The organism is Pseudomonas sp. A-B-19, from assembly GCF_019947515.1.
GTDB lineage: Bacteria > Pseudomonadota > Gammaproteobacteria > Pseudomonadales > Pseudomonadaceae > Aquipseudomonas.
On sequence record NZ_JAGYGN010000022.1, the window covers coordinates 26,986 to 51,733 of the forward strand.

22 protein-coding genes are annotated in these 24,748 nt (G+C 59.7%); 14 read left to right on the forward strand and 8 right to left on the reverse strand.

All coding sequences use genetic code 11. The features are described from left to right. Positions 1 to 186: 186 nt before the first annotated feature. Positions 187 to 816: a response regulator gene (locus tag KGA81_RS21870; RefSeq protein WP_223548346.1), complete on the reverse strand. Its 630-nt coding sequence runs from the start codon at positions 814 to 816 to the stop codon at positions 187 to 189. Between the two features lie 14 nt (positions 817 to 830). Continuing rightward, positions 831 to 3,227: a PAS domain S-box protein gene (locus KGA81_RS21875; protein ID WP_223548348.1), complete on the reverse strand. Its 2,397-nt coding sequence runs from the start codon at positions 3,225 to 3,227 to the stop codon at positions 831 to 833. Between the two features lie 73 nt (positions 3,228 to 3,300). Between KGA81_RS21875 and KGA81_RS21880 the strand changes: the two genes are divergently transcribed. Then, positions 3,301 to 4,290, forward strand: coding sequence for an alpha/beta hydrolase family protein (locus KGA81_RS21880; RefSeq protein ID WP_223548351.1), 990 nt, complete (start codon positions 3,301 to 3,303; stop codon positions 4,288 to 4,290). Positions 4,291 to 4,443: 153 nt separating this feature from the next. Here KGA81_RS21880 and KGA81_RS21885 read toward each other — a convergent pair whose 3' ends face one another. Genes KGA81_RS21885 through KGA81_RS21895 form a run of 3 tightly spaced genes read right to left on the reverse strand, consistent with a single transcriptional unit; the run spans position 4,444 to position 6,900 of the window. Then, positions 4,444 to 5,211: a DnaJ domain-containing protein gene (locus KGA81_RS21885; protein ID WP_223548354.1), complete on the reverse strand. Its 768-nt coding sequence runs from the start codon at positions 5,209 to 5,211 to the stop codon at positions 4,444 to 4,446. A 1-nt stretch (position 5,212) separates the two neighbouring features. Further along, positions 5,213 to 5,884, reverse strand: coding sequence for an N-acetylmuramate alpha-1-phosphate uridylyltransferase MurU (murU, locus tag KGA81_RS21890; RefSeq protein ID WP_223548356.1), 672 nt, complete (start codon positions 5,882 to 5,884; stop codon positions 5,213 to 5,215). Next, the gene (locus tag KGA81_RS21895; protein ID WP_223548358.1) at positions 5,881 to 6,900 is read right to left on the reverse strand and encodes an aminoglycoside phosphotransferase family protein; all 1,020 of its coding nucleotides are present in this window, start codon (positions 6,898 to 6,900) and stop codon (positions 5,881 to 5,883) included. Before KGA81_RS21895 ends, murU begins: the two co-directional genes overlap by 4 nt. Before the next feature lie 130 nt (positions 6,901 to 7,030). On the opposite strand from KGA81_RS21895, the gene KGA81_RS21900 reads away from it, so the two are divergent. The 11 genes from KGA81_RS21900 (at position 7,031) to KGA81_RS21950 (ending at position 21,206) form a co-directional block, all read left to right on the forward strand. Then, the gene (locus tag KGA81_RS21900) at positions 7,031 to 9,826 is read left to right on the forward strand and encodes an LPS-assembly protein LptD (RefSeq protein WP_223548360.1); all 2,796 of its coding nucleotides are present in this window, start codon (positions 7,031 to 7,033) and stop codon (positions 9,824 to 9,826) included. Next, positions 9,807 to 11,123: a peptidylprolyl isomerase SurA gene (surA, locus tag KGA81_RS21905; RefSeq protein WP_411736570.1), complete on the forward strand. Its 1,317-nt coding sequence runs from the start codon at positions 9,807 to 9,809 to the stop codon at positions 11,121 to 11,123. Before KGA81_RS21900 ends, surA begins: the two co-directional genes overlap by 20 nt. Then, on the forward strand, positions 11,120 to 12,109 hold the full coding sequence (gene pdxA / locus KGA81_RS21910; protein ID WP_223548364.1) for a 4-hydroxythreonine-4-phosphate dehydrogenase PdxA: 990 nt from the start codon (positions 11,120 to 11,122) through the stop codon (positions 12,107 to 12,109). Before surA ends, pdxA begins: the two co-directional genes overlap by 4 nt. Then, a complete protein-coding gene (gene rsmA / locus KGA81_RS21915; RefSeq protein WP_223548366.1) occupies positions 12,106 to 12,924 on the forward strand; it encodes a 16S rRNA (adenine(1518)-N(6)/adenine(1519)-N(6))-dimethyltransferase RsmA in 819 nt (272 codons plus the stop codon). The genes pdxA and rsmA overlap by 4 nt, the downstream gene beginning before the upstream one ends. A gap of 115 nt (positions 12,925 to 13,039) precedes the next feature. Then, the gene (apaG, locus tag KGA81_RS21920; protein WP_223548368.1) at positions 13,040 to 13,420 is read left to right on the forward strand and encodes a Co2+/Mg2+ efflux protein ApaG; all 381 of its coding nucleotides are present in this window, start codon (positions 13,040 to 13,042) and stop codon (positions 13,418 to 13,420) included. Then, positions 13,420 to 14,301: a symmetrical bis(5'-nucleosyl)-tetraphosphatase gene (locus KGA81_RS21925; RefSeq protein WP_223548370.1), complete on the forward strand. Its 882-nt coding sequence runs from the start codon at positions 13,420 to 13,422 to the stop codon at positions 14,299 to 14,301. Before apaG ends, KGA81_RS21925 begins: the two co-directional genes overlap by 1 nt. Positions 14,302 to 14,334: 33 nt before the next feature. Continuing rightward, entirely contained in the window at positions 14,335 to 14,664 is a 330-nt protein-coding gene (gene glpE, locus KGA81_RS21930; protein ID WP_223548373.1) for a thiosulfate sulfurtransferase GlpE, read from the forward strand. A 297-nt stretch (positions 14,665 to 14,961) separates the two neighbouring features. Further along, positions 14,962 to 16,884 (forward strand): PrkA family serine protein kinase, encoded by a 1,923-nt coding sequence (locus KGA81_RS21935; protein ID WP_218431083.1) that lies wholly within the window; start codon positions 14,962 to 14,964, stop codon positions 16,882 to 16,884. Positions 16,885 to 17,088: 204 nt separating this feature from the next. Beyond that, positions 17,089 to 18,360 (forward strand): YeaH/YhbH family protein, encoded by a 1,272-nt coding sequence (locus tag KGA81_RS21940; RefSeq protein ID WP_223548375.1) that lies wholly within the window; start codon positions 17,089 to 17,091, stop codon positions 18,358 to 18,360. Further along, a complete protein-coding gene (locus KGA81_RS21945; protein WP_223548377.1) occupies positions 18,357 to 19,919 on the forward strand; it encodes a SpoVR family protein in 1,563 nt (520 codons plus the stop codon). Before KGA81_RS21940 ends, KGA81_RS21945 begins: the two co-directional genes overlap by 4 nt. 63 nt (positions 19,920 to 19,982) lie before the next feature. Continuing rightward, positions 19,983 to 21,206 (forward strand): multifunctional CCA addition/repair protein, encoded by a 1,224-nt coding sequence (locus KGA81_RS21950; protein ID WP_223548379.1) that lies wholly within the window; start codon positions 19,983 to 19,985, stop codon positions 21,204 to 21,206. An 88-nt stretch (positions 21,207 to 21,294) separates the two neighbouring features. On the opposite strand, the gene folK is transcribed toward KGA81_RS21950, so the two are convergent. Together folK and folB are read right to left on the reverse strand one after the other, a co-directional pair. Next, on the reverse strand, positions 21,295 to 21,813 hold the full coding sequence (gene folK, locus KGA81_RS21955; protein WP_223548382.1) for a 2-amino-4-hydroxy-6-hydroxymethyldihydropteridine diphosphokinase: 519 nt from the start codon (positions 21,811 to 21,813) through the stop codon (positions 21,295 to 21,297). Continuing rightward, a complete protein-coding gene (folB, locus tag KGA81_RS21960) occupies positions 21,804 to 22,160 on the reverse strand; it encodes a dihydroneopterin aldolase (RefSeq protein WP_223548385.1) in 357 nt (118 codons plus the stop codon). The genes folK and folB overlap by 10 nt, the downstream gene beginning before the upstream one ends. Positions 22,161 to 22,234: 74 nt before the next feature. Here folB and plsY point away from each other — a divergent pair, with 74 nt between their 5' ends. Next, a complete protein-coding gene (plsY, locus tag KGA81_RS21965; RefSeq protein ID WP_223548388.1) occupies positions 22,235 to 22,804 on the forward strand; it encodes a glycerol-3-phosphate 1-O-acyltransferase PlsY in 570 nt (189 codons plus the stop codon). A 23-nt stretch (positions 22,805 to 22,827) separates the two neighbouring features. On the opposite strand, the gene tsaD is transcribed toward plsY, so the two are convergent. Then, positions 22,828 to 23,853: a tRNA (adenosine(37)-N6)-threonylcarbamoyltransferase complex transferase subunit TsaD gene (gene tsaD / locus KGA81_RS21970; RefSeq protein ID WP_223548400.1), complete on the reverse strand. Its 1,026-nt coding sequence runs from the start codon at positions 23,851 to 23,853 to the stop codon at positions 22,828 to 22,830. 199 nt (positions 23,854 to 24,052) lie between these two features. On the opposite strand from tsaD, the gene rpsU reads away from it, so the two are divergent. Further along, complete coding sequence (gene rpsU, locus KGA81_RS21975) at positions 24,053 to 24,268, forward strand: 30S ribosomal protein S21 (protein WP_002551877.1); 216 nt, start codon at positions 24,053 to 24,055, stop codon at positions 24,266 to 24,268. The last annotated feature ends 480 nt before the right edge of the window (positions 24,269 to 24,748 follow it).

Sequence of the window (24,748 nt, forward strand, 5' to 3'; positions counted from 1 at the left end):
ACCGCAGGTAATGGCAAAAGCGGCTCGTCAGGCACGTCGCTATTGGATATGCGCACGGTTCAACGACTGATGGAGATCTCTGCGGGAGCGAGCTTGCTCGCGATGAGGCCCGATCAGTCAATACATGCATTGCCTGACAAGACGCCATCGCGAGCAAGCTCGCTCCCACAGGTACGGTGGTGCTCTTTAAAGGAGCTTGTGTTCCATCGCGTACCTCACCAGCTCCGCCAGCGAGGTGATGTTGAGCTTTTGCATCAGCCGCGCCTTGTGGGTGCTGATGGTCTTGCTGCTCAGCGCCAGTTGCTGGGCGATGTCGTTGACGTTGGCGCCCTGGGCCAGGCGTTCGAACACGGAAAATTCGCGCTCGGAGAGCAACGAGTGCAATGGACGCGAGTCGGTCAGGCCGACCTCGAAGACCATGCGGTCGGCCAGTTCAGGGTCGATATAACGCCCGCCTGACGCCACTTTGCGAATGGCCGTCAGTAACAGTGCCGGATCGCTGTCCTTGGTTGCATAACCGGCGGCCCCGATCTTCAGCGCCCGGGCAGCCATCTGCGCTTCGTCGTGCATCGACAACACCAGGATCGCCGGCGGATTGTTCAGGGCGCGAATCCGCGGAATCGCTTCCAGACCGTTGACGCCTGGCATGGAGATGTCCAGCAACACCACTTCGCAGGGCACATGACGCAAGGTGTCGAGCAACTGCTCGCCATTGCTCGCCTCCCCCACCACCAGCAAATCCTTGGCCAGGCCAATCAGCTGCTTGATGCCTTCACGGACGATGGTGTGGTCTTCGGCTACCAGTACACGGATCACGTTCTTCTCCAGATTCAAGATCTATCGAGCGGTACTCGCACGCTTAGGGAGGTGCCTTCACCCGGCTCACTCTCAAGGGATAACTCACCGCCCATAATCAACACCCGCTCGCGCATGCCGACGATCCCAAAGGACGTTGGCCTGCCATGCGTGGCGACAAATCCTACGCCATCATCGCTGACCGTCAGACACAACTCGTCGCCTTCCAGCGCCAGCGTCAGTTCAACAGTATGCGCCTGGGCGTGACGCATGACGTTGGTCAGCGCTTCCTGAAGGATCCGGAACAGGCCGATAGCCTTGGCGTCGCTGAGCACCGGAAGATTGTCAGGCACCTGCACCAGACACGGGATATGTGTGCGCGCCTCGAATCGGCGGGCCTGCCACTCTATGGCCGAGGCGATGCCAGCGTCGAGAATCGGCGGGCGCAATGCCGTGGCCACATCACGGACCAACTGAAACAACTGAGCGATCAAGCGCTTCATGCTGTTCAAGCGTTCGTTCAGACCAGGATCAAGCTGCGCGTAGGCCAGTTCGCACATGGACGTTTCCAGCTTCAACACGGTGAGCATCTGCCCCAGCTCATCGTGAACTTCCCGGGCGATGCGCGCCTTTTCTTCTTCGCGCACGCTTTCCAGGTGCGCTGACAACTCACGCAGTTGTTCCCGGGAGCTGGCCAGTTCAAGTTCGATGCGCTTGCTCTCGCTGATGTCCCAGACGATGCCGTCCCAGACATACGTGCCATCTTCAAGCTGGCGGGTGATGGCCTTGATTTCCGCCCAACGCTGTTCGCCCTGGCGCGTAAGAATTCGACCTTGCCACGACCAGTCGCTGTCGGTATCCAGCGCATGATCCTGGGTCTGGTGATAGCTGGCCTTGTCATCCGGATGCACGAGACTGCGCAGGCCTTTGTCGCGATGCGCCAGCGTGGCCGGCGAGTAACCCACCAGGCTTTCGCTGCCTTCGCTGATGTAGGCAAAGTCGATCTGACCGGTCACCGGCGCCCGCTCCAGGCGGAATACCAGCCCCGGAACGTTGGCGGCGATGCCTTGCAGTCGCGCCTCGCTTTCCTGCAAGGCGGCCAGGGCACGGCGCCGCTCGGTGACGTCGTTGAGGTAAACCACCAGGTATTCGCCATCGCGAAAGCGCAGAAAACTCAACGAAACATCGGTCGGCAGAATGCTGCCGTCGGCGCGCACGCAATTGGTTTCGAAGCTTTGCGGGCCGTCTTCACTGGCCCTGGCGCGCTTCCACAGGTTCAGCCAGCGGTCCATGTGCAGGCCGGGTTCGAAATCGATCAAGGGCCGATCAATGATCCCGCCAGCCGGATAGCCAAGCATGCTTTCCGCCGCACGGTTGGCGTAGCGCACGTGGCTGTCCCAGTTGACCCAGAGGATACCGACGGTGCTTTGATCGATGGAAAACTGGGTGAGCCGCAATGCCTCTTCGCTGGCGGCGCGCAAGGCAATGTCTTCCTGCGCGGCCATCAAGCGTTGCTCCAGGCTGTGCTGCTGGCGACGCTGCCAGAACACGATGGCCATGCAGCTCAACACCAGCACAGCCAGCAACAGGCAGAGGTTTTGCCAGAACCCCGGAGACTCCGTCAGCCGCGGATACTTGGGTTGCAGCCATTGATTGTGCAGTTGCTCCAGATCCTTGGCCGGGATTGCCCGCAATGCACTTTCGACGATACCCGCCAGTTCCGGCTTGTCGCGACGCGTGGCCACTCGCAGCAGTTGCGGCAAGCCGACGTCCCCGACCACCACCAACCCGGCGAACTCCGGCTCGACGGACAGGCGCCCCAATTGTGCCTCATCAATCACCGCATAACCCGCCTGCTGGCCAGCCAGCAATTGCAATGCCTGACGTTCCATCGGGACGCCTTGCAGATTCAGGTGCGGATAGTTGCTACGCAGGTAATCGGCGATGGCGCTGGGCATGCGCACGGCGACGCGTGTCTGGCTGTCGAGCTTTTCGAGCTCGACCGCGCCGGCGCTCTTCTGGTCGCTGACCACCAGTTGCGGTACTCGCATGTAAGGGTCGGAAAACTGCCAGAGGCGCAATCCGCCAGGGGTTTGGGTCAGCCCCGGGGCGATGTCGATTTCGCCCTCGCGTGCAGCCGCCTCAAGCTGTTCAAGGTCAGGAAAGTTGCGCCAGCTCAGTTCGACGTTGAGGGTCTTTGCCAGCCACTTCATCAAGTCGACATTCACCCCGGACAGGCGCTGCAAACGGCGATCATATTGCGCATAGGGCGCCTGCAACACCACGCCGACCCGCAACTCGTCCTGCTGCGCCAGCCAATGCTGTTGTTTCGGGGTCAGTTGGGCAACGTGCTCCGGGGGCATGGCCGCCGCCCAACCCATCAAGGGAAACCACAAACAGCCGATAACCCACAGGCAGCGTAAACGCATCATTGAACTCTCACACACTGACAAATACTGACCAACCCATTAGGCTGCCGGAACAACTTCTGGCCTGGAAAATCCGATGCCCCCTGTCTATCGCCTGGCACTGCCAGCATTGTGCCTGTCGCTGATCCTGCCATGTGCTTTTTCCGTCGAGGCGGCCGACCCGGCGCCTGCGGCAGCAGAAAAAACCGCCGAAGAAAAACCACTCGAACGTCAGCCGTTGCCTGAGCGTAGTCAGGAAGAAGCGACTGCACTTGAGCGAAAAATCCCGGCTCAGGAACAGCAACAACTGCAAGCGGGCACCGACACGTTTCTGGCCTTGTGGAAACCGGCCAATACCGCCGAACCCAAAGGCGCGGTGATTATCATCCCCGGCGCCGGCGAAACCGTTGACTGGCCGCAAGCGGTTGGCCCTTTGCGGCGCAAACTGCCGGACGCCGAGTGGAGCAGCCTGAGTATCACCTTGCCGGATCCGCAAAGCGATGCCATTGCGCCACGAGTCATGGAAGCAGCACCGGCTCCCAAGGCCCCCGAAACCGGCAGCAAAGACTCGACCACCGCGGCCCCCATCGAACAGGTGGCCAGTGGCGAGGCCGATGTGGCCGACAAGGTCATCGCCCAAACCACTGAGGAGCAGTCCAAGGCCGATGCCGAGCGCATCTTCGCCCGGATCGACGCCGCACTCGCCTTCGCCGAACAGCAAAACGCTCGCAGTATCGTCGTGCTGGGGCATGGTTCCGGCGCCTATTGGGCCACGCGTTACCTGAGCGAGAAGCAGCCGTCGCAAGTCGAAAAGCTGGTGATGGTTGCTGCCCGGACACCGGTAGCGGCAAAGCCTGAGTTGGCGGAGCTGACCCCGACCCTGAAACTGCCGACTGCGGATATTTACTACAAGGACAAAGCGTCAGATCGCAACGCAGCACTGGAACGCCTGCAGGCCAGCAAGCGTTCGAAGTCATCGGCATTCAGCCAGGTCGCGCTCAAGGCGTTGCCCGATACCAGGGCCGAACAGGAGCAACTGTTCCGGCGAGTGCGGGGTTGGTTGACTCCTCAGAACCCGGCTAACTGACAGACCGAGGCGCCTTCATCGCGGGCAAGCCACGCTCCCACAGCGTTTTATGCCGATCACAAAATCGCGTACGACACAAAACCTGTGGGAGCGAGCTTGCTCCGGGCGGCGTTCTGACGATAGGGCCGTTACAGACGACACTAGTCTTTCCTGTTAGCGAAAATTCCGCCGCTCCCGAATCAGCGTATAGGCATTGTGCAGTTCACGCGTTCTCTCGGTAGCCTCACGAACCTGCATCGCCGTCGCGCCACTGCCGGCAATTTTGTCCGGATGATGGCGGCTGAGCAGACGCCGATAGGCACGCTTGATCTGCGCCGGTTCAGTGGTGGCCGACACCCCCAAAAGCCTCAGGGCGTCCTGATAACTTGGCACGCTGTTGGTCACGGGTCGCTTCTGCGGCTCATAGTCGTGGGCCAGCGCTTGCACCTGGCGCGGCGTCCAGCCCAGCCACTGGCCCCATTGGCCGATCAATTCACGTTCGCGGCGGCCGGCACAACCATCGGCCCACACCATTCGCCAGCAGGCGCGCAACACGCCTTCCGCCGCATAGGGCTGGGCACTCAGGCGACGCAGATAACCGCGCAGCCGGTCACAGCCGGATTTGCCGCGATTGAACGCGGCAATCGCACGACGCCGGGCCGGCTCGGACATGTCCAGAGCGCGCATTTCCGCTCGGGCCTGATCGATGTGCCCGGCCACCACCTGGCCGTCGCACTTGGCCAGGCGCCCCAACAGGACAAACAGCAATTCATCGTTACGCAACACCGGACGACCGCCCAGCTTTTCCCGCAAATGCCCCCAGCTCTGCAGGTGCAAGCGCCGGTCCAGCGCCTGCCCCAACAACCCGCCGAGCAAGGCCCCCGGAATACTGGCTATGGCAAAGCCAGCTCCGGCTCCAATCAGAGTCCCTGGCCACAACATGTCAGCGGCTCGCTTCGATTAACGTTTCAACTTCGGCCAGACGCTCATGAGTGCCGACATCGACCCAGTACCCCCTCAATTGCTCGCCGGTAACCTGCCCCTCAGCCATCGCCTTGCGCAACAGCGGCGCGAGCTTGAAGGCCCCCGCGGTGCAACCGTCGAACAACTGCGGATGCAACACGGCGATGCCGCTGTAAGTCAGGGTGGCTGATTCCGGCTGACCGTCACGCACCTGGGTTCCGACCAGGCTGAAGTCCCCGGCCGGATGATGGGGCGGGTTGCTGGCCAGTACCAGGTGCGCCAGGCCGTTGATGGGCTGATGCAGCATGCTGAAGTCGTAATCGGTCCAGATGTCGCCATTGACCACCACAAACGCGTCATCCCCCAGCAACGGCAATGCGCGGAAAATCCCGCCGCCGGTTTCCAGGGGCTCACCTTCCGCCGAGTACTGAATGCTCACGCCATAGCGCGATCCATCGCCCAGGTAGTCTTCGATCTGTCGACCAAGCCAGGCGTGATTGATCACGATGTCGGTGAACCCGGCCGCGGCCAGTGCTCGCAGGTGATATTCGATCAGCGGCACGCCGCCTGCCCGAACCAGCGGTTTTGGCGTGGTCAGGGTCAGCGGGCGCATGCGCTCGCCTTTGCCCGCAGCCAGAATCATTGCCTTCATGCTTTCACTCCGGCGCGCAGACTGGCCAGCAACACATCCAGCTCGGCCAGCTCAGGGCGGCGAGCGATCACCGCGTCTATGTACGCAAAGAAACGTGGCACATCGCCCAGATAACGCGGTTTGCCGTCGCGATGGCAGATGCGCGCAAAAATGCCGATGACTTTCAGGTGACGTTGCACCCCCATCAAGTCGCTGGCACGCAGGAAGTCCTCGAACTCGGACTGAACCGGAATGCCAATGGCACCCGCTTGCTGCCAGTAGCTTTCGAGCCAGCCGTACACGCGCTCCTCGGGCCAGCTGAGGAAGGCGTCCTTGAACAGGCAGGTCACATCATAGGTCACCGGGCCGTACACCGCATCCTGGAAATCCAGCACGCCAGGATTGGGCTCGCCAAGCATCAGGTTGCGCGGCATGTAGTCACGATGCACCAGGACTTTTGGCTGTGCCAGGGCACTGTCGATCAACAGTTCGCTGACCTGCTGCCAGAGTACTTGCTGCGCCGCGTCGAATTCGATGCCCAATTCACGCTTCACGTACCACTCCGGGAACAGTTCCAGCTCACGACGCAGCAAGGCCACGTCATAGCTCGGCAATGGCGCAATCATCGGCAACTGCTGGAAAGCCAGCAATGCTTGCAGGGCATCGTTGAATAAATCGTCGGCGTTTTCGCTGTCGATGACGTCCAGATAGGTCTTGTTGCCCAGGTCATTGAGCAAAAGAAAACCACGCTCGAGGTCTTCGGCATAAATTTTCGGCACATTTATTCCGGATTTCGCCAGCAAAAAGGCGATATCCACGAAGGGTTTACAGTTTTCCTGGGGGGGCGGCGCATCCATCACGATGAAACTTTTGCCACCGCCCTCCCAGCGAAAATACCGTCGAAAACTCGCGTCGCTGCTGGCCGCAGTCAACGTGGACGGGGGGACGGCGCCCCAACTTTGCTCGGCAAAAAAGGTCGCCAATTGTTCATCGAGCCAAACTTTCAGGTGTTGCAAGCGTACATCTTGATCAGGCATTGCAAGGGTCTCCGACGGCGCTAGCCGTCAAGCGGGTCATGCTTTATTATCCAGCATCTTTTTCAGACCATCGAGAGGCGTGCGGCCCACACCGCGGGCAGATGGCACGCAGGAAGCCCGGACTAATAAGATGGCATTGAAATCCCCCGCGTTTCGTAAAAAATTTCCGTTGTTGGTTACCGGCAGTTTGCTGGCGCTGCAACCCCTTGCCACTTCCTACGTGGTCGCCGCGGAACAGTTTGACTGCTCAGTCTCTGCTTCGGGTTCCTGGGACTGTGCACCAAAAACGCCGGCGGCTGTATTGCCACCGCGTCCCGTCCATGATGGCAGCGCAGTTTCCGCCACCGGCGAAGCCCCGGCCGAGAACGGTTCCAGCCAAGACGCCGGCGCCAAGCCGGCGCTGGTCACCGAATCCAAAGGCCGTGGCCTGAAGTCGCGTAGCGCAGACTACAGTCACCTCGACTGGGTTCCCCGCGAGCAGCTCACCGCCGCACAATTGGCCGAAACCGGTCCTTATTGCTCTGGTTCCTATATCGAACCGATTCGTCCCGGCATGGACGACAAGACGAATAAAAGTGACGCTCCAACCTTTATCGGCGCCAAAGCCTCCCGCTATAAGCAGGATGAGCAGGTCGCGACCCTGGCCGGCGACGTTGTCATGCGCCAGGGCAGCATGCAGGTCGAGGCCGACGAAGCCAACCTGTACCAGGCCGAGAGCCGTGGCGACCTGAACGGCAACGTGCGCATTCGCGACAACGGCGCGCTGATCGTCGGCGACCACGCCGACGTGCAGCTCGACACCGGTGAAGCCAAGGTCGACAACGCCGAATACGTGATGCACAAATCCCGCATCCGCGGTAATGCGCTGTACGCCAAACGTGCCGAGAATGCGATCATCCGCCTCAAGGATGGTACGTACACCACGTGCGAACCGAACAGCAACGCCTGGCAGCTCAAGGGCAACAACATCACCCTGAACCCGGCCACCGGTTTCGGTACGGCGACCAACGTGACGCTGCGGGTCAAGGACATTCCGGTCCTGTACACGCCGTACATCTATTTCCCGATCGACGACCGTCGCCAGTCCGGCTTCCTGCCGCCGACCATCGGCACCGGCAGCGATACCGGCTTCATGCTGGTCACCCCGTACTACTTCAACCTGGCGCCAAACTACGATGCCACGTTGTACCCGCGCTACATGGAAAAGCACGGTTTGTTGATGGAAGGCGAGTTCCGCTACCTGACAAAGTCCAGCGAAGGCCAGTTCGGCGCGGCGTACCTCAACGACGAAAGCGACGAGCGCGACAAGCAGAGCGACGCCGAAAAAACCCGCTACATGTACAACTGGCAGCACAAGGGAGGTCTCGACTCGCGAGTACTCACGCAAGTCGACTACACCAAGATCAGCGATCCGTATTACTTCCAGGATCTGCAGACCGACCAGATTGGCGTGAAAAGCCAGGACTACGTGAACCAGCAGGGTTCTGTCACCTATCGCGGCGACAGTTATACCGCTCGCGTAAATGCCCAGGCCTTTCAGCTAGCGACCGTTTCGAACATTACGCCGTACGACCGCCTGCCGCAGATCACCCTCGACGGTATGCTGCCTTATCATCCGGAAGGCCTGGATTTCACGTACAACACCGAAGTCGTACGGTTTGACCGGGATCTGCAGAACGGGGAATACTTTGACGAAGATGGCGTCGGCTCTCCCCGTCTTGATAACAACATTCAAGGCCTGGCTCGCGCCAATGGCGACCGACTCAACCTGGCTCCGGCTGTCAGCCTGCCATTGAACTGGACCTACGGCTTTCTGAAGCCGACGCTCAAGTACCAGTACACCCAGTACCAACTGGATCTGGACAACACCGGCAAGACGCAGATCGCCGCGCAAAGCGCAGAGCAGGACAAGCTCAGCGGGACCTTCGACAGCAACCAGAACCGCGGCGTGCCGATCGCCAGCATCGACAGCGGCCTGTACTTCGATCGCAATACTCAGTATTTCGGCAAGAACTACCGCCAGACCCTCGAGCCGCGTCTGTTCTACCTGTACGTGCCTGAAGTCGACCAGGAAGACATCCCGGTATTCGATACCAGCGAATCCACCTTCAACTTTGCATCGCTGTTCCGTGACAACCGTTTCTCTGGCTCCGACCGTGTCGGCGACGAGAACAAATTGTCCCTGGGTGTGACCAGCCGCTGGATCGAAGACAACGGTTTCGAGCGTCAACGCATCAGTGTCGGCCAGGCCTTGTACTTCAAGGACCGTGAAGTCCAGTTGCCAGGCGTGAACTTCAACGACCGTGACGACGCCAAAGCCAGCGTTTCCCCATATGCACTGGAATACGAGTATCGCTGGAACCGCGACTGGCGTACCACGGCCGACTACAACTGGGACCCGGACAGCCGCAGCCCTCGTTCGGGCAGCGCGATGTTCCACTACCAGCCTGAAGACAATCCGAACAAGGTCGTCAACGTTGGCTATCGCTATCGTAACGACCAGGTGATCTACAACCAGAACACCGGTAAATGGCAGTTCGGCGGTGACTACGGCACCCCTGGCCAGCCTGGCTTCGTGAAGGATTACTACAAGATCCAGCAGCACGACTTCTCGGTGATCTGGCCGATCGTGCCACAATGGAGCGCCATCAGCCGTTGGCAGTATGATTACAACCGCAACCGTACCCTGGAAGCCTTCGGTGGTTTCGAATACGACAGCTGCTGCTGGAAACTGCGCCTGATCAACCGCTACTTCGTTGATTATGACGAGTTCAGCCAGCAAGCACCGCAAAACGAAAAAGGCGACCATGGCGTCTTCCTCCAAATTGTTCTGAAGGGACTCGGCGGCCTTACCGGCGCCAAGGCCGAGAGCTTCCTCGACAAAGGCATTCAAGGTTATCGTGAACGTGAAGACCAAGCTTTCTGATTGTCTGCGCCCGCTGATGCTGGGCGCGCTGTTCCTGAGTACGGCGGCCAGTGCCGCCGTACAGTCCATCGATAAGGTGGTGGCCATCGTCGACAACGACGTGGTCATGCAGAGCCAACTGGACCAGCGCGTTCATGAAGTTCAGCAAACCATTGCCAAGCGCGGTTCTGCCGTGCCGCCGGCCAGCGTGCTGGAACAGCAGGTACTTGAGCGTCTGATCGTCGAAAACCTGCAATTGCAGATCGGCGATCGCTCCGGCATCCGCATTACCGATGAAGAACTGAACCAGGCAGTCGGCACCATTGCCCAGCGCAACAACATGTCGGTAGAGCAGTTCCGCGCCGCCCTGACTCGCGACGGCCTGTCCTACGACGACGCACGTGAGCAGATTCGCCGCGAAATGGTCATCAGCCGTGTGCGCCAGCGTCGGGTTGCCGAACGCATTCAGGTCTCCGAGCAGGAAGTGAAGAACTTCCTGGCGTCCGACTTGGGCAAAATGCAGCTATCCGAAGAGTTCCACCTGGCCAACATCCTGATTCCTACACCGGAAAGCGCCAACTCCGATGCGATTCAGAATGCAGCCAAACAGGCCGATGCGATTTACCAGCAGCTCAAGCAAGGCGCTGACTTCGGTCAGTTGGCCATCGCCAAGTCCGCCAGCGAAACCGCACTGGAAGGTGGCGACATGGGCTGGCGTAAAGCCGCTCAATTGCCCCCGCCGTTCGATCGCCTGCTGAGCACCATGCCAGTGGGTGACGTCACCCAGCCAATGCGCACGCCAGGCGGTTTCATCATCCTGAAGATTCTTGGCAAGCGTGGCGGCGAGACCCAGATGCGCGATGAAGTGCATGTGCGCCACATCCTGGTCAAACCGAGCCCGATCCGCGACGAAGCGAAGACCAAGGCCCTGGCCGAGTCGCTCTACAGCCGTATCGAGGCTGGCGAAGATTTCGGCGAGCTGGCGAAAAGCTACTCGGAAGACCCGGGTTCCGCTCTCAACGGTGGCGACCTGAACTGGGTCGACCCGAACGCGCTGGTGCCCGAGTTCCGCGCAGTGATGGCCAAGACCCCGCAAGGTCAATTGTCCAGGCCGTTCCAGACTCAATACGGCTGGCACGTCCTGGAAGTCCTTGGCCGCCGCGCCACCGACAGCACCACACAGGCTCGCGAGCAGCAGGCAATGACCGTTTTGCGTAACCGCAAATATGACGAAGAGCTGCAAACCTGGCTGCGTCAGATCCGTGACGAAGCGTACGTGGAAATCAAACTCCCTGGCGCCGACCAGGCAGCGCAGTGAAACCCCAACGTTTCGCGCTGACACCCGGTGAACCAGCCGGCATAGGTCCCGACCTGTGCCTGCTGCTTGCCTCGCAAGCCCAGCCTCACCCCCTGATTGCCATTACCAGCCGCGACCTGCTCATTGAGCGGGCCGCGCAACTGGGCGTGGCTGTCGACTTGCTGGCGGTAAAACCGGGCAACTGGCCGGATGCACCCGCGCCCGCCAACAGCCTGTATGTCTGGGATACACCGCTCAACGCCAAGGTCGTCACCGGGCAACTGGACAAGGCCAACGCTGCCTTCGTTCTGGAAACCCTGACCCGGGCCGGCCAGGGCTGCCTGAGCGGGGATTTTGCCGGCATGATCACCGCACCGGTGCACAAAGGCGTGATCAACGAATCCGGCATCGCCTTTTCCGGGCACACCGAATTCCTCGCCGACCTGACCCACACCACACAAGTGGTGATGATGCTGGCCACACGTGGCTTGCGCGTGGCCCTGGTGACCACTCACCTGCCACTTCGCGAGATTGCCGATGCAATCACACCGGAGCGCCTGGAGCGCGTCACGCGAATCCTGCACGCCGACCTGCAAAACAAATTCGGCATCGCCCAGCCACGTATCCTGGTCTGCGGGCTCAACCCCCATGCTGGCGAAGGCGGGCACCTGGGCCATGAAGAAATCGATATCATCGAACCCACATTAGAGCGCTTGCGCGGCGAGGGCATGGACCTTCGCGGCCCCCTGCCCGCCGACACTCTGTTTACCCCCAAATATCTGGAGCACTGCGATGCGGTGCTGGCGATGTACCACGACCAGGGCCTGCCGGTGCTGAAGTACAAAGGCTTCGGCGCGGCAGTCAACGTGACCCTCGGCTTGCCGATCATCCGCACCTCGGTCGACCACGGCACTGCCCTGGACCTGGCCGGCAGCGGCAAGATCGACACCGGCAGCCTGCAAGTCGCCCTGGAAACCGCCTATCAGATGGCCGAGACCCGTTTATGACCGAGCACTACCAACACAAGGCGCGCAAACGCTTTGGCCAGAACTTCCTGCACGATGCCGGCGTTATCGACCGCATCCTGCGTTCCATTCATGCCAAGAGCGACGACCGCCTGCTGGAAATCGGCCCGGGCCAGGGCGCTCTGACCCAAGGCCTGCTCAGCAGCGGCGCGCAACTCGACGTGGTGGAACTGGACAAGGACCTGATCCCGATCCTCAACCAACAGTTTGCCGGCAACAGCAACTTCAACCTGCATCAGGGCGATGCACTGAAGTTCGACTTCAACAGCCTGAATGCCGCGCCAGGTAGCCTGCGCGTGGTCGGCAACCTGCCGTACAACATCTCCACGCCACTGATTTTTCACCTGTTGCACAACTCGCACCTGATCCGCGACATGCACTTCATGCTGCAAAAGGAAGTGGTCGAGCGCCTGGCTGCCGGTCCTGGTGGAGGTGACTGGGGCCGCCTGTCGATCATGGTTCAGTACCACTGCCGGGTCGAGCACCTGTTCAACGTTGGCCCGGGGGCATTCAACCCGCCGCCGAAAGTCGACTCGGCCATCGTGCGCCTGGTGCCCCACGCGGTGCTGCCGCACCCGGCCAGGGATCACCGCTTGCTGGAGCGCGTCGTGCGCGAAGCGTTCAACCAGCGCCGTAAAACCCTGCGCAACACCCTCAAGCTGCTGCTGAGCAATGCCGAAATCGAAGCCGCCGGCGTCGATAGCAGCCTGCGTCCCGAGCAACTCGACCTGGCCGCCTTCGTGCGCCTGGCCGACAAGCTCAGCGAGCAAGCGCCACAAAAGCCTGTCACTGACTGACCGGCGATGAGCGCTATCGGGTAGGACGCCACTCTGGTCTACTACCCGATACTTGGCCTAGACTGAACTCCATCAGCTACGCCCCGCGTCCCGCTTCGTTTTTAAGGCCCCTTGCATGTCCGATCCTCGTTATCAGGTCGACGTCAGCGTCGTCACCCGTTATCTGGCAGAACAATCGCAACCCGAGCACGACCGCTTTGCCTTCGCCTACACCATCACCGTGCTAAACAATGGCGAAATGCCCGCCAAACTGCTTTCACGGCACTGGGTCATCACCGATGGTAACGGGCATGTCGAAGAAGTGCGCGGCGCAGGCGTGGTAGGTCAGCAGCCGTTGATCGAACCTGGCAAAAGCCACACCTACAGCAGCGGCACGGTCATGACCACCAAGGTCGGCACCATGCAAGGCACCTATCAGATGCTTTCCGACGACGGCAAACATTTCGATGCCATCATCGCGCCCTTCCGCCTGGCGGTGCCCGGAGCCCTGCACTGATGGCGACGTACGCTGTCGGTGACCTGCAGGGCTGCCTTCAAGCCCTGCAATGCCTGCTCGAACAAGTGGCGTTCGACCCACAACAGGATCGTCTGTGGCTGGTGGGCGACCTGGTCAATCGCGGCCCGCAGTCCCTGGAAACCTTGCGCTTTCTCTACAGCATTCGCGAATCGCTGGTGTGTGTGCTCGGCAACCACGACTTGCACCTGCTGGCAGCCGGACGCAACATCGAACGCCTGAAGAAGGCCGATACCCTGCGCGAGATCATTGAAGCACCGGATTGCGCCGAACTGCTCGAATGGCTGCGCCAGCAAAAGCTCATGCACTACGACGAACAGCGCAACATTGCACTGGTCCATGCCGGCATTCCACCCCAGTGGTCGCTGCGCAAAGCCCTGAAGTGCGCAGCCGAAGTCGAAACCGCCTTGCGTGACGACAACCTGTTGCCGCCTTACCTCGATGGCATGTACGGCAACGATCCGGCGAAATGGGACAACGACCTCAAAGGCGTGACGCGCCTGCGGGTGATCACCAACTATTTCACGCGCATGCGTTTCTGCACCGCCGAAGGCAAACTCGACCTCAAGAGCAAGGAAGGCCTCGATACCGCACCACCTGGCTACAAGCCCTGGTTCCAGCACAAGGAACGCAAGACCAGGGATGTGAAAATCATCTTCGGTCACTGGGCCGCACTGGAGGGCAAGTGCAACGAACCGGGTGTTTCGGCCCTCGACACCGGATGCGTCTGGGGCGGCGCCCTGACCCTGATGAACGTCGACAGCGGTGAGCGCCTGTCCTGCAAATGCGACGAACACGGTCATGCCGTGCCGCCAGTCGCCTCATTCATTCCCCAATCATCGCCAGCCAGCGCCCCGCGCTAGACTGCCCATTCAGCCGAGCCACAGGAGCCCGCCATGAGCGAATTCAAACGTATCCCCCCGGAACAGGCCCAGGCCCTGCGCGAACAAGGCGCGGTGGTGGTCGACGTCCGTGACCCGGCCACTTTTGCCGCCCTGCACATCACAGGCTCCAGGCATCTGGACAATCACTCCCTGCACGCTTTCATCCAGGGTGCCGACCTCGACGCACCGACCGTGGTGGTCTGTTATCACGGCAATTCCAGCCAGGGCGCGGCCGCCTACCTGATCAGCCAGGGCTTCTCCGACGTCTACAGCATGGACGGCGGATTTGAGTTGTGGCGTACGACCTATCCAGCAGAAACCGCGCAAGGCACCTGCGAATAATTTTTTTGCAACGTTGCAGGCCCCGGCTCCCGCGGGCTGGCGCGGTGGCAGACGAACGGTCTGCCACAAACAATTACGCATCTTGCCTTTCCCTGCCAAATTCCCAACTATCCTTAAGCGCAGGCCATCCAAAACAGGGGAGAGCCGGTACACCGGCGCACGGATCATCGGGAGTAGCTTTCGGGGCGGTAAGCCTTGAGGGAGTTCTGGGGGGTAAACAGCAACCGCCTGTTCGGTTGCTGCCAGCATCGACTGAGTGATCCGGCGTCGGCTCCACGTATCGAGCGAGGTGACGTCATGAGTATCTTTAGCCACTTCCAACAACGCTTCGAGTCCACACGCCAGGAAGAACTCTCTCTGCAAGAGTACCTGGAGCTGTGCAAAAAAGACCGCAGCGCCTATGTTTCCGCCGCCGAGCGCTTGCTGCTGGCCATCGGAGAACCGGAGCTGCTCGACACCTCGACCAACTCGAGACTGTCGCGAATCTTTTCCAACAAGGTGATCCGCCGCTATCCGGCCTTTGAAGACTTCCACGGGATGGAAGAATGCATCGACCAGATCGTGTCGTATTTCCGCCACGCCGCTCAGGGCCTGGAAGAGAAGAAACAGATCCTCTACCTGCTCGGCCCCGTCGGTGGCGGTAAATCGTCCCTGGCCGAAAAGCTCAAGCAACTGATGGAAAAAGTGCCCTTCTATGCGATCAAGGGCTCGCCGGTTTTCGAATCCCCCCTGGGTCTGTTCAACGCCACCGAAGATGGCGCGATCCTCGAGGAGGACTTCGGCATTCCACGGCGCTATCTCAATACCATCATGTCGCCATGGGCCACCAAACGCCTGGCCGAATTCGGTGGCGACATCAGCCAGTTCCGCGTGGTCAAACTCTATCCGTCGATCCTCAATCAGATCGCCGTGGCCAAGACCGAACCGGGCGATGAAAACAACCAGGACATCTCGGCACTGGTGGGTAAGGTCGATATCCGCAAACTGGAGGAGTTCCCACAGAACGACGCCGATGCCTACAGCTACTCGGGCGCACTGTGCCGGTCCAACCAGGGCCTGATGGAGTTCGTCGAAATGTTCAAGGCACCGATCAAGGTGCTGCACCCATTGCTGACGGCTACCCAGGAAGGCAACTACAACAGCACCGAAGGTCTTGGTGCGATTCCGTTCACCGGGATCCTGCTGGCCCACTCCAACGAATCGGAATGGCATACCTTCCGCAACAACAAGAACAACGAAGCCTTCATCGACCGGATCTACATCGTCAAAGTGCCGTACTGCCTGCGGGTCAGTGACGAAGTGAAGATCTACGACAAGCTGCTGTTCAACAGTTCGCTGGCCAAGGCTCATTGCGCGCCGGATACCCTGAAGATGCTGGCCCAGTTCACCGTGCTCTCGCGCCTCAAGGAGCCGGAAAACTCCAACATCTACTCGAAGATGCGCGTGTACGACGGCGAGAACCTCAAGGACACCGATCCGAAAGCCAAGTCGATCCAGGAATACCGCGACAACGCCGGTGTCGACGAAGGCATGAACGGTCTTTCCACCCGTTTCGCGTTCAAGATCCTGTCGAAGGTGTTCAACTTCGATCCGCACGAAATTGCCGCCAACCCGGTGCATTTGCTCTACGTGCTGGAACAACAGATCGAACAGGAACAGTTCCAGGCGGAGACCCGCGAACGCTATCTGCGCTTCCTCAAGGAGTACCTGGCACCGCGCTATATCGAATTCATCGGCAAGGAGATCCAGACCGCCTACCTCGAGTCCTACAGCGAGTACGGCCAGAACATCTTCGATCGCTATGTGCTGTACGCCGACTTCTGGATCCAGGACCAGGAATACCGCGACCCGGAAACCGGCGAGATCCTCAACCGCGTAGCGTTGAACGAAGAACTGGAGAAAATCGAGAAGCCGGCCGGCATCAGCAATCCGAAGGATTTCCGCAACGAAATCGTCAACTTCGTCCTGCGTGCCCGGGCCAACAACAACGGCAAGAACCCGACCTGGCTCAGCTACGAAAAACTGCGGGTGGTCATCGAGAAGAAAATGTTCTCCAACACCGAGGACCTGCTGCCAGTCATCAGCTTCAATGCCAAGGCCAGCAAAGAGGACCAGCAAAAACACAACGACTTCGTCACACGGATGGTCGAGCGGGGCTACACCGACAAACAGGTGCGACTGCTGTCCGAGTGGTACCTGCGGGTCAGAAAATCACAATAACCCGCTGCCGGTCAGACCGGTTGTCGTCAGCCAGAGACCTGTGTGGGCTTTTCTGTTACACAGGCCTCTGGGAGGTGTTCGAAAGTCGGTAGCGAGTTCAGGCAGCATCCAAAGCGCTTGGGGGGAGCGTTCAATATCCCTCGGCTCTCGGTTCGATGCTGCATCACCGCTCGCCCCTTTCAGGACAGCTTCTAAGGAGCAGTCATGAGCTATGTGATCGACCGACGTCTCAATGGCAAGAACAAGAGCACGGTGAACCGTCAGCGGTTTCTGCGGCGTTACCGTGACCACATCAAGAAGGCTGTCGAAGAGGCGGTCAGCCGGCGCTCCATTACCGATATGGAACACGGCGAACAAATCAGTATTCCCGGCCGCGACATCGACGAGCCGGTGCTCCACCACGGTCGCGGCGGCAAGCAGACGATCGTGCACCCGGGCAACAAGGAATTCACCAGCGGTGAACATATCGCCCGCCCACCGGGAGGCGGTGGGGGTAGAGGCCCCGGCAAGGCCGGCAATTCCGGCGAAGGGATGGACGAATTCGTCTTCCAGATCACCCAGGAAGAATTCCTCGAATTCATGTTCGAGGATCTCGAACTGCCCAACCTGGTCAAGCGCAACCTGACCGGCACCGATACCTTCAAGACCGTGCGGGCCGGGATCAGCAACGAAGGCAACCCGTCGCGGATCAACATCATCCGCACCCTGCGTTCAGCCCACGCCCGGCGAATCGCCCTGTCCGGCAGCAGCCGGGCGAAACTGCGCGAAGCAAAAGAAGAACTTCTTCGAATCAAGCAGGAAGAGCCAGACAATTTCGGCGATATTCAGGAAATAGAAGCTGAAATCGAAAAACTCACTGCGCGCATTCACCGCATACCGTTTCTCGACACATTCGACCTCAAGTACAACCTGCTCGTAAAGCAACCCAATCCCAGCTCCAAGGCTGTGATGTTCTGCCTGATGGACGTGTCCGGCTCGATGACCCAGGCGACCAAGGACATCGCCAAACGCTTCTTTATCCTGCTGTACCTGTTTCTCAAGCGGAACTACGAAAAGATCGACGTAGTCTTCATCCGCCATCACACCAGCGCCCGCGAAGTGGACGAGGAGGAGTTTTTCTACTCCCGGGAAACCGGCGGCACCATCGTCTCCAGCGCCCTGAAACTGATGCAGGAGATCATGGCCGAGCGCTATCCGAGCAACGAGTGGAACATCTACGCCGCCCAGGCCTCCGACGGCGACAACTGGAACGATGACTCCCCGATCTGCCGTGACATCCTGATCAACCAGATCATGCCATTCGTGCAGTACTACACTTACGTTGAGATCACCCCGCGCGAACACCAGGCCCTGTGGTTCGAGTACGAGCGCATCGCCGAAGCCTTTTCCGACACTTTTGCCCAGCAACAACTGGTCTCGGCCGGGGATATCTATCCGGTCTTCCGTGAACTCTTCCAGCGCAGGTTAGTGACATGACCGCCAAAGAGCAAAAGCGCCAACCCATTTCCACCGGCTCCGAATGGACGTTCGAGCTGATCCAGGCCTACGACCGCGAAATCAGTCGTATTGCGGCAGGTTACGCCCTCGATACGTACCCGAACCAGATCGAAGTAATCACCGCCGAGCAGATGATGGACGCCTACGCTTCCGTCGGTATGCCGCTGGGTTATCACCACTGGTCCTACGGCAAACATTTCCTCAGTACTGAAAAATCCTACACCCGCGGCCAGATGGGGCTGGCGTACGAGATCGTGATCAACTCCGACCCATGCATCGCCTACCTGATGGAAGAAAATACCATCTGCATGCAGGCGCTGGTGGTGGCCCATGCCTGCTACGGGCACAACAGCTTTTTCAAAGGCAACTACCTGTTCCGCACCTGGACCGACGCCAGTTCGATCATCGATTACCTGGTGTTTGCCAAGCAGTACATCATGCAATGCGAAGAACGCCACGGTATCGACGCGGTCGAGGACCTGCTCGACTCCTGCCATGCGCTGATGAACTATGGGGTCGACCGCTACAAACGCCCTTATCCGATTTCCGCCGAGGAAGAACGCCGTCGGCAAAAGGATCGGGAAGAGCATTTGCAGAAGCAGATCAACGATTTGTGGCGAACCATCCCCAAGGGCGCGGACAAGTTCAGCGACAAGGACAACGCACGCTTCCCTGCCGAACCTCAGGAAAACATCCTGTACTTCATCGAAAAACACGCCCCGCTACTGGAGCCGTGGCAACGGGAAATCGTGCGGATCGTGCGCAAGATCGCTCAATATTTTTACCCTCAACGCCAGACCCAGGTGATGAACGAAGGCTGGGCAACGTTCTGGCATTACACGCTGATGAATGATCTGTACAACGAAGGCCTGGTCACCGACGGCTTCATGATGGAGTTCCTGACATCCCACACCAGCGTGGTTTTTCAGCCGGGCTTCGACAGCCCTTACTACAACGGAATCAACCCCTACACTCTCGGATTTGCCATGTACCGGGACATCCGGCGCATGTGTGAAGAACCCACCGAGGAAGATCGCCGCTGGTTCCCGGAAATTGCCGGCACCGACTGGCTGTCCACCATCAAGTTCGCCATGAGCAGCTTCAAGGATGAGAGTTTCATCCTGCAGTACCTGTCGCCGAAGGTGATCCGGGACCTGAAGTTGTTCAGCATTCTCGATGACGACCAAAAGGACGATCTGCTGGTGCCAGCGATCCACGATGAAGAAGGCTACCGCATCATCCGTGAAACCCTGGCGGCGCAATACAACCTGGGCAATCGCGAACCCAACGTGCAGATTTACAGCATCGACCGCCGTGGCGACCGCTCCCTGACCCTGCGCCACCAGCAGCACGACCGCAAACCGCTGGGGGACTCGACCGAAGAAGTGCTCAAACACCTGCACCGCCTATGGGGTTTCGACATTCACCTGGAAACCCTGCAGGGCGATCAGGTGATGAAAACCCATCATGTGCCGCCCAGAAGCGAGCACAGCGAAGGCGATTACGGCCGCCTGGACCTGGCCGTCATCCATCTTTGATCCGCTTTGCGCCTCCGAAAGCTCGACGCAACGGTTATCCTGTCGAGCTAACGGAGGTTTTTTATGCGTATTTATAAGGTCGGCGGTGCGGTTCGTGATCGCCTGCTGGGCAAACCGGTTACCGACATCGACTGGGTCGTGGTCGGCGCCACCACCGAAGAAATGCTCGCCAAGGGCTTTCGCCCGGTGGGCGCGGACTTCCCGGTGTTCCTTCATCCAAAAAGCGGTGAGGAATATGCCCTCGCCCGCACTGAGCGCAAAAGCGGGCGCGGTTACGGCGGGTTCACTTTTCACGCCAGCCCTGAAGTCACCCTCGAAGAAGACTTGATCCGTCGCGACCTGACCATCAATGCCATGGCCGAAGACGATCAGCAAAACCTGACTGACCCGTACCACGGGCAGCGCGATCTCGAAGCACGCCTGCTTCGCCATGTTTCCCCGGCATTTGCCGAAGACCCGCTCCGGGTCCTGCGTGTTGCCCGCTTCGCGGCGCGCTACGCGACACTGGGTTTTACCGTTGCCCCGGAAACCCTGGAGTTGATGCGTCAACTCAGCGAGTCAGGCGAACTTGAGGCGCTGACCCCGGAGCGCAGCTGGAAGGAAATTTCCCGCGCACTGATGGAAGATCAGCCACAGGTGTTTGTTGAGGTTTTGCGCGCATGCGGCGCACTCAAGGTACTGATGCCCGAGGTCGAGGCGCTGTTCGGCGTACCACAACCCCCGGCCCATCACCCGGAAATCGATACCGGCACGCACACCCTGTGCGTTTTGCAGCAAGCCGCCATACACAAACAGCCACTGACCGTGCGCTGGGCCTGCCTGCTGCACGACTTGGGCAAAGGCCTGACGCCAGAGCAGGAATGGCCGCGACACATTGCCCACGAGTTCAAGGGGCTGAAGCTGATCAAAGCGGTCAATGAGCGCTTCAAGGTGCCGAGAGACTGCCAGGAACTGGCGCTACTGGTGGGCGAGTATCACACCCACGGGCATCGTGCCCATGAACTGAAGCCATCGACATTGCTGGAACTGCTGCAAAGCTTCGACGTCTTCCGTCGACCACAGCGGTTCGAGGAGTTCATCGCGGCATGTGAGATGGATGCGCGTGGACGCAAAGGACTGGAAGAAAGAAGTTATCCACAGGCGGATTATTTGCGCGGCGCAGCAACCGCTGCTCGCAGCGTTGCGGTTCAGCCGCTGCTGGAACAAGGCTTCAAGGGGCCGGAGTTGGGGGAGGCGATCAAGCGCGAGCGGCTCAGGGCACTGAAGGCTTACAAGGAAAAAGCCTAAGCAGATCAAAAGATCGCAGCCTTCGGCAGCTCCTACATGGATTGATATGCGTCCTGTAGGTGCTGCCGAAGGCTGCGATCTTTTTGTTTTACAGCAAATCAGAGGGCGTCAGTTGCTCGCCGCGCCACTCGAAAGCTACCGGCGCCAACACTTGATCAATCTGCGCCTCACTCCACAAGGTCGCAAAGTTCTTGCCTGCACCCGGATGCACGCGATCCGGTGCTATCAACGACAACGGCCACAGAACAAAAGCATTTTTCAGAATTTCTGCCCGCGGCAAGATCAAGCCATCGAAGTTGCCCACCAGATCACCAAACAGCAACACGTCGATATCCAGCGGCAAACCTCGGCGATCCGGTGCATAACGACCGTTATCTGCCTCGATGAATTTCAGCCGCCGATCCAGCTCCGTCAATGGCAGATCGGTGTACGCCGACACCACGAAATTGAAGAATGGCCCGCTCTTGATGCCCACCGGCTGGCTTTCGAACACCGCCGAACAACGGATATCCACCAGGAACTCCGCCAATGCATCGAGCCCTGCCCGCAAATGGGTTTCACGCTCGATATTGCTACCGAGCCCGAGGTACACCTGAGTCAGCGACATCCGCGCTCGATCTCCACGCCCACGCCGCCGGTGGCGGCAGGAATCGCACCTGGCTTGGTCAGCTTGAGACGCACCCAGGTGATCTTGAATTCGTTCATCAGCACTTCAACCAGGCGCTCGGCAAAGGTTTCAACCAGCTGGAACTGCGCCTGCTCGGCAAACGCCTGAATGCGTGAGGAAACACTGGCGTAGTCGAGCGCCAGGGTCAGGTCATCACCGGCCGCGGCCGGGCGATTATCCCAGGCGAAGCTCAGATCAAGACGCAGGCACTGTCGGATGTTTCGTTCCCAGTCGTAGGCACCAATCACGGTGTCGACTTCCAGGCCCTCGATAAACACTCTGTCCAAGCACTTCTCTCCGCTACACGACAAGGGCGCAATGCGCCGTTAGAATCAGGGCTTCCTCGCCCGGAATAGTTAGCATGTTTTGGTTATTGGCGATCCTCGCCTACCTGCTCGGCTCTCTGTCCTTTGCCATTTTGCTCAGCCGCCTGACCGGTAACCCCGATCCGCGAATGAGTGGTTCTGGCAATGCCGGTGCCACCAACATGTTGCGCCTGGCCGGCAAGAAGCTCGCCATCCTGACCCTGCTCGGCGACCTTTGCAAAGGCCTGCTGCCGGTACTGATTGCACGCCTTGCGGGCCTTTCGCAGCAGGAGCAAGCCTGGATCGGCGTCTATGCCGTCATCGGTCATCTGTTTCCGCTGTACTTTCGCTTTCGCGGCGGCAAAGGTGTCGCCACTGCTGCCGGCATGTTACTGGGACTGTACCCGCCCGCAGCCCTTCTGGCGGTCTGCGCCTGGCTCCTGACGTTCTACCTGACCCGCACCAGCTCCCTGGCCGCGCTGATCGCCACGCCACTGACCCTGCCCTTGCTGGCCTGGCAAGAACCGGTGGCCCTGCTGCCCATGAGCACGCTCACCGGGCTGATCGTCTGGCGCCATCGCGGCAATCTACGCGACCTGTTTGCCGGGCGCGAACGGCATTTTTAGGGGCCGGGCATGAGCGCAGCTCATTACAACGCCGACAACTGCTCCATCGGCCAACGCGCCTGCACACTGATCGCCAGGCTTTCCCGCTGACCGGCCTGCAAGCGCTGGCAGCCGGCAAAGGCGATCATCGCGCCGTTATCGGTGCAGAACTGCGCACGGGCATAAAACACATCGCCCTTCATGTCGCCGAGCATTTTTTCCAGGGAGGTGCGCAACGCCTTGTTGGCACTGACGCCCCCAGCGATCACCAGGCGCTTCATGCCGGCGGCTTTCAGGGCGCGCTTGCACTTGATGGTCAAAGTCTCCACCACGGCCTGCTGGAACGCCAGCGCGATGTCGCATTGGGCTTGCTGGCCGTCGTCCCCGGCGCTGACGCACTGCTGCCAGGTGTTCAACGCAAAGGTTTTCAGGCCACTGAAGCTGAAATCCAGGCCCGGGCGGTCGCACATCGGACGCGGGAAGACGAAACGTCCTGCAACGCCCTGCTCTGCAAGGCGAGCGATCTCCGGCCCACCCGGATAATTGAGGCCCATCATCTTGGCCGTCTTGTCGAAGGCTTCGCCGGCAGCGTCATCCAGGGTTTCCCCCAGGAGCGTGTATTGACCAATTCCGTCGACCTGAACCAATTGCGTATGGCCGCCTGAGACCAACAAAGCGACGAACGGGAATTGCGGCGGCTGCGACTCCAGCATTGGTGCCAGCAAATGACCTTCCATGTGATGCACGCCAAGGGCCGGAATGCCCCAGGCAAAGGCCAGCGCCTGAGCACAGGACGCCCCTACCAGCAACGCGCCCACCAGGCCAGGACCCGCAGTGTAGGCGATCGCATCGATCTCGGTCGGCACGCAGTCGGCTTCAGCCAACACCTGACGAATCAAGGGCAGCATGCGTTTGACGTGATCGCGCGAAGCCAGCTCCGGCACCACACCACCGTAGACGCGATGCAGGTCGATCTGACTGAACAGTGCATCGGCCAGCAGGCCGCGCTCACTGTCATACAATGCGACGCCGGTTTCGTCGCAGGAGGTTTCTAATCCCAGTACTAGCATGGGTTTGCGCCTTGTTTAGGCTGAATTCGAAGGCGCGCATAATAGTCGTCGTGTGATGCCCCGACCAGCGGTTTTCGATCAGAGGCTTTGCATTCCGCGCGTTGAGGGGTTAACATCCGCAACCCTTAAAAACCGACGTCTTCAAGTGCTCTTTTGCCGCGAGGATGTTGACCCCGGTAATGAATGAAGGTAGCTCTGGATGCCAGCCGTCAAAGTAAAAGAGAACGAACCCTTCGACGTAGCTCTGCGTCGTTTCAAGCGCTCCTGCGAAAAAGCCGGTGTACTGGCTGAAGTTCGTAGCCGCGAATTTTACGAGAAGCCAACTTCTGAGCGTAAGCGCAAAGCAGCAGCCGCTGTTAAGCGTCACGCCAAGAAAGTTCAGCGCGAACAGCGCCGCGCCGTTCGTCTGTACTAATACACAGACGATCGTAGCAAGCTTCTGCCAAGCCCGGCCCTCAGCCGGGCTTATGGCATTTGCGTAAAACGCTTGATGCTTCACTGTCAAAGCCGCAGACGCGACCGAGACAAATCTGCTTCATCGCGTCAGACCTGGCTCTTTTGCCAGCGGTGCACGTCTTTTCTGACGAGCCTTTCAAGGCTACTGACGAGCACACCCACTGATTCCTCTCACGACGATCAGCCCAAGGCACCTGCTTGCGTGCCAGATGATGAGCTATCCGGGGCCATGATTGGCCGCAGCGGATTCAGCGCAACACATTCAAACAGTCGAATACTGATTGGCATTAACGTCAGCGGATTTTCGGCAGATACACTTCCCGACAGCGATTACGCAGACGACACTGGTCGAGCCGCACACTTTGCGCGCCTCAAACGATGACCGCGTTCGGTCGCCGTACGTTTCGGACCCCTTTTCAGCGCAGATGACGAGAACGCC

What these genes read in the sequence shown, in the direction of transcription:
- KGA81_RS21875 (WP_223548348.1), bottom strand. Translation starts at nt 3,227, where the DNA reads ATGATGCGTTTACGCTGCCTGTGGGTTATCGGCTGTTTGTGGTTTCCC.
- KGA81_RS21880 (WP_223548351.1), top strand. Translation starts at nt 3,301, where the DNA reads ATGCCCCCTGTCTATCGCCTGGCACTGCCAGCATTGTGCCTGTCGCTG.
- KGA81_RS21885 (WP_223548354.1), bottom strand. Translation starts at nt 5,211, where the DNA reads ATGTTGTGGCCAGGGACTCTGATTGGAGCCGGAGCTGGCTTTGCCATA.
- murU (WP_223548356.1), bottom strand. Translation starts at nt 5,884, where the DNA reads ATGAAGGCAATGATTCTGGCTGCGGGCAAAGGCGAGCGCATGCGCCCG.
- KGA81_RS21895 (WP_223548358.1), bottom strand. Translation starts at nt 6,900, where the DNA reads ATGCCTGATCAAGATGTACGCTTGCAACACCTGAAAGTTTGGCTCGAT.
- KGA81_RS21900 (WP_223548360.1), top strand. Translation starts at nt 7,031, where the DNA reads ATGGCATTGAAATCCCCCGCGTTTCGTAAAAAATTTCCGTTGTTGGTT.
- rsmA (WP_223548366.1), top strand. Translation starts at nt 12,106, where the DNA reads ATGACCGAGCACTACCAACACAAGGCGCGCAAACGCTTTGGCCAGAAC.
- apaG (WP_223548368.1), top strand. Translation starts at nt 13,040, where the DNA reads ATGTCCGATCCTCGTTATCAGGTCGACGTCAGCGTCGTCACCCGTTAT.
- KGA81_RS21925 (WP_223548370.1), top strand. Translation starts at nt 13,420, where the DNA reads ATGGCGACGTACGCTGTCGGTGACCTGCAGGGCTGCCTTCAAGCCCTG.
- glpE (WP_223548373.1), top strand. Translation starts at nt 14,335, where the DNA reads ATGAGCGAATTCAAACGTATCCCCCCGGAACAGGCCCAGGCCCTGCGC.
- KGA81_RS21935 (WP_218431083.1), top strand. Translation starts at nt 14,962, where the DNA reads ATGAGTATCTTTAGCCACTTCCAACAACGCTTCGAGTCCACACGCCAG.
- KGA81_RS21940 (WP_223548375.1), top strand. Translation starts at nt 17,089, where the DNA reads ATGAGCTATGTGATCGACCGACGTCTCAATGGCAAGAACAAGAGCACG.
- KGA81_RS21945 (WP_223548377.1), top strand. Translation starts at nt 18,357, where the DNA reads ATGACCGCCAAAGAGCAAAAGCGCCAACCCATTTCCACCGGCTCCGAA.
- KGA81_RS21950 (WP_223548379.1), top strand. Translation starts at nt 19,983, where the DNA reads ATGCGTATTTATAAGGTCGGCGGTGCGGTTCGTGATCGCCTGCTGGGC.
- folK (WP_223548382.1), bottom strand. Translation starts at nt 21,813, where the DNA reads ATGTCGCTGACTCAGGTGTACCTCGGGCTCGGTAGCAATATCGAGCGT.
- plsY (WP_223548388.1), top strand. Translation starts at nt 22,235, where the DNA reads ATGTTTTGGTTATTGGCGATCCTCGCCTACCTGCTCGGCTCTCTGTCC.
- tsaD (WP_223548400.1), bottom strand. Translation starts at nt 23,853, where the DNA reads ATGCTAGTACTGGGATTAGAAACCTCCTGCGACGAAACCGGCGTCGCA.
- rpsU (WP_002551877.1), top strand. Translation starts at nt 24,053, where the DNA reads ATGCCAGCCGTCAAAGTAAAAGAGAACGAACCCTTCGACGTAGCTCTG.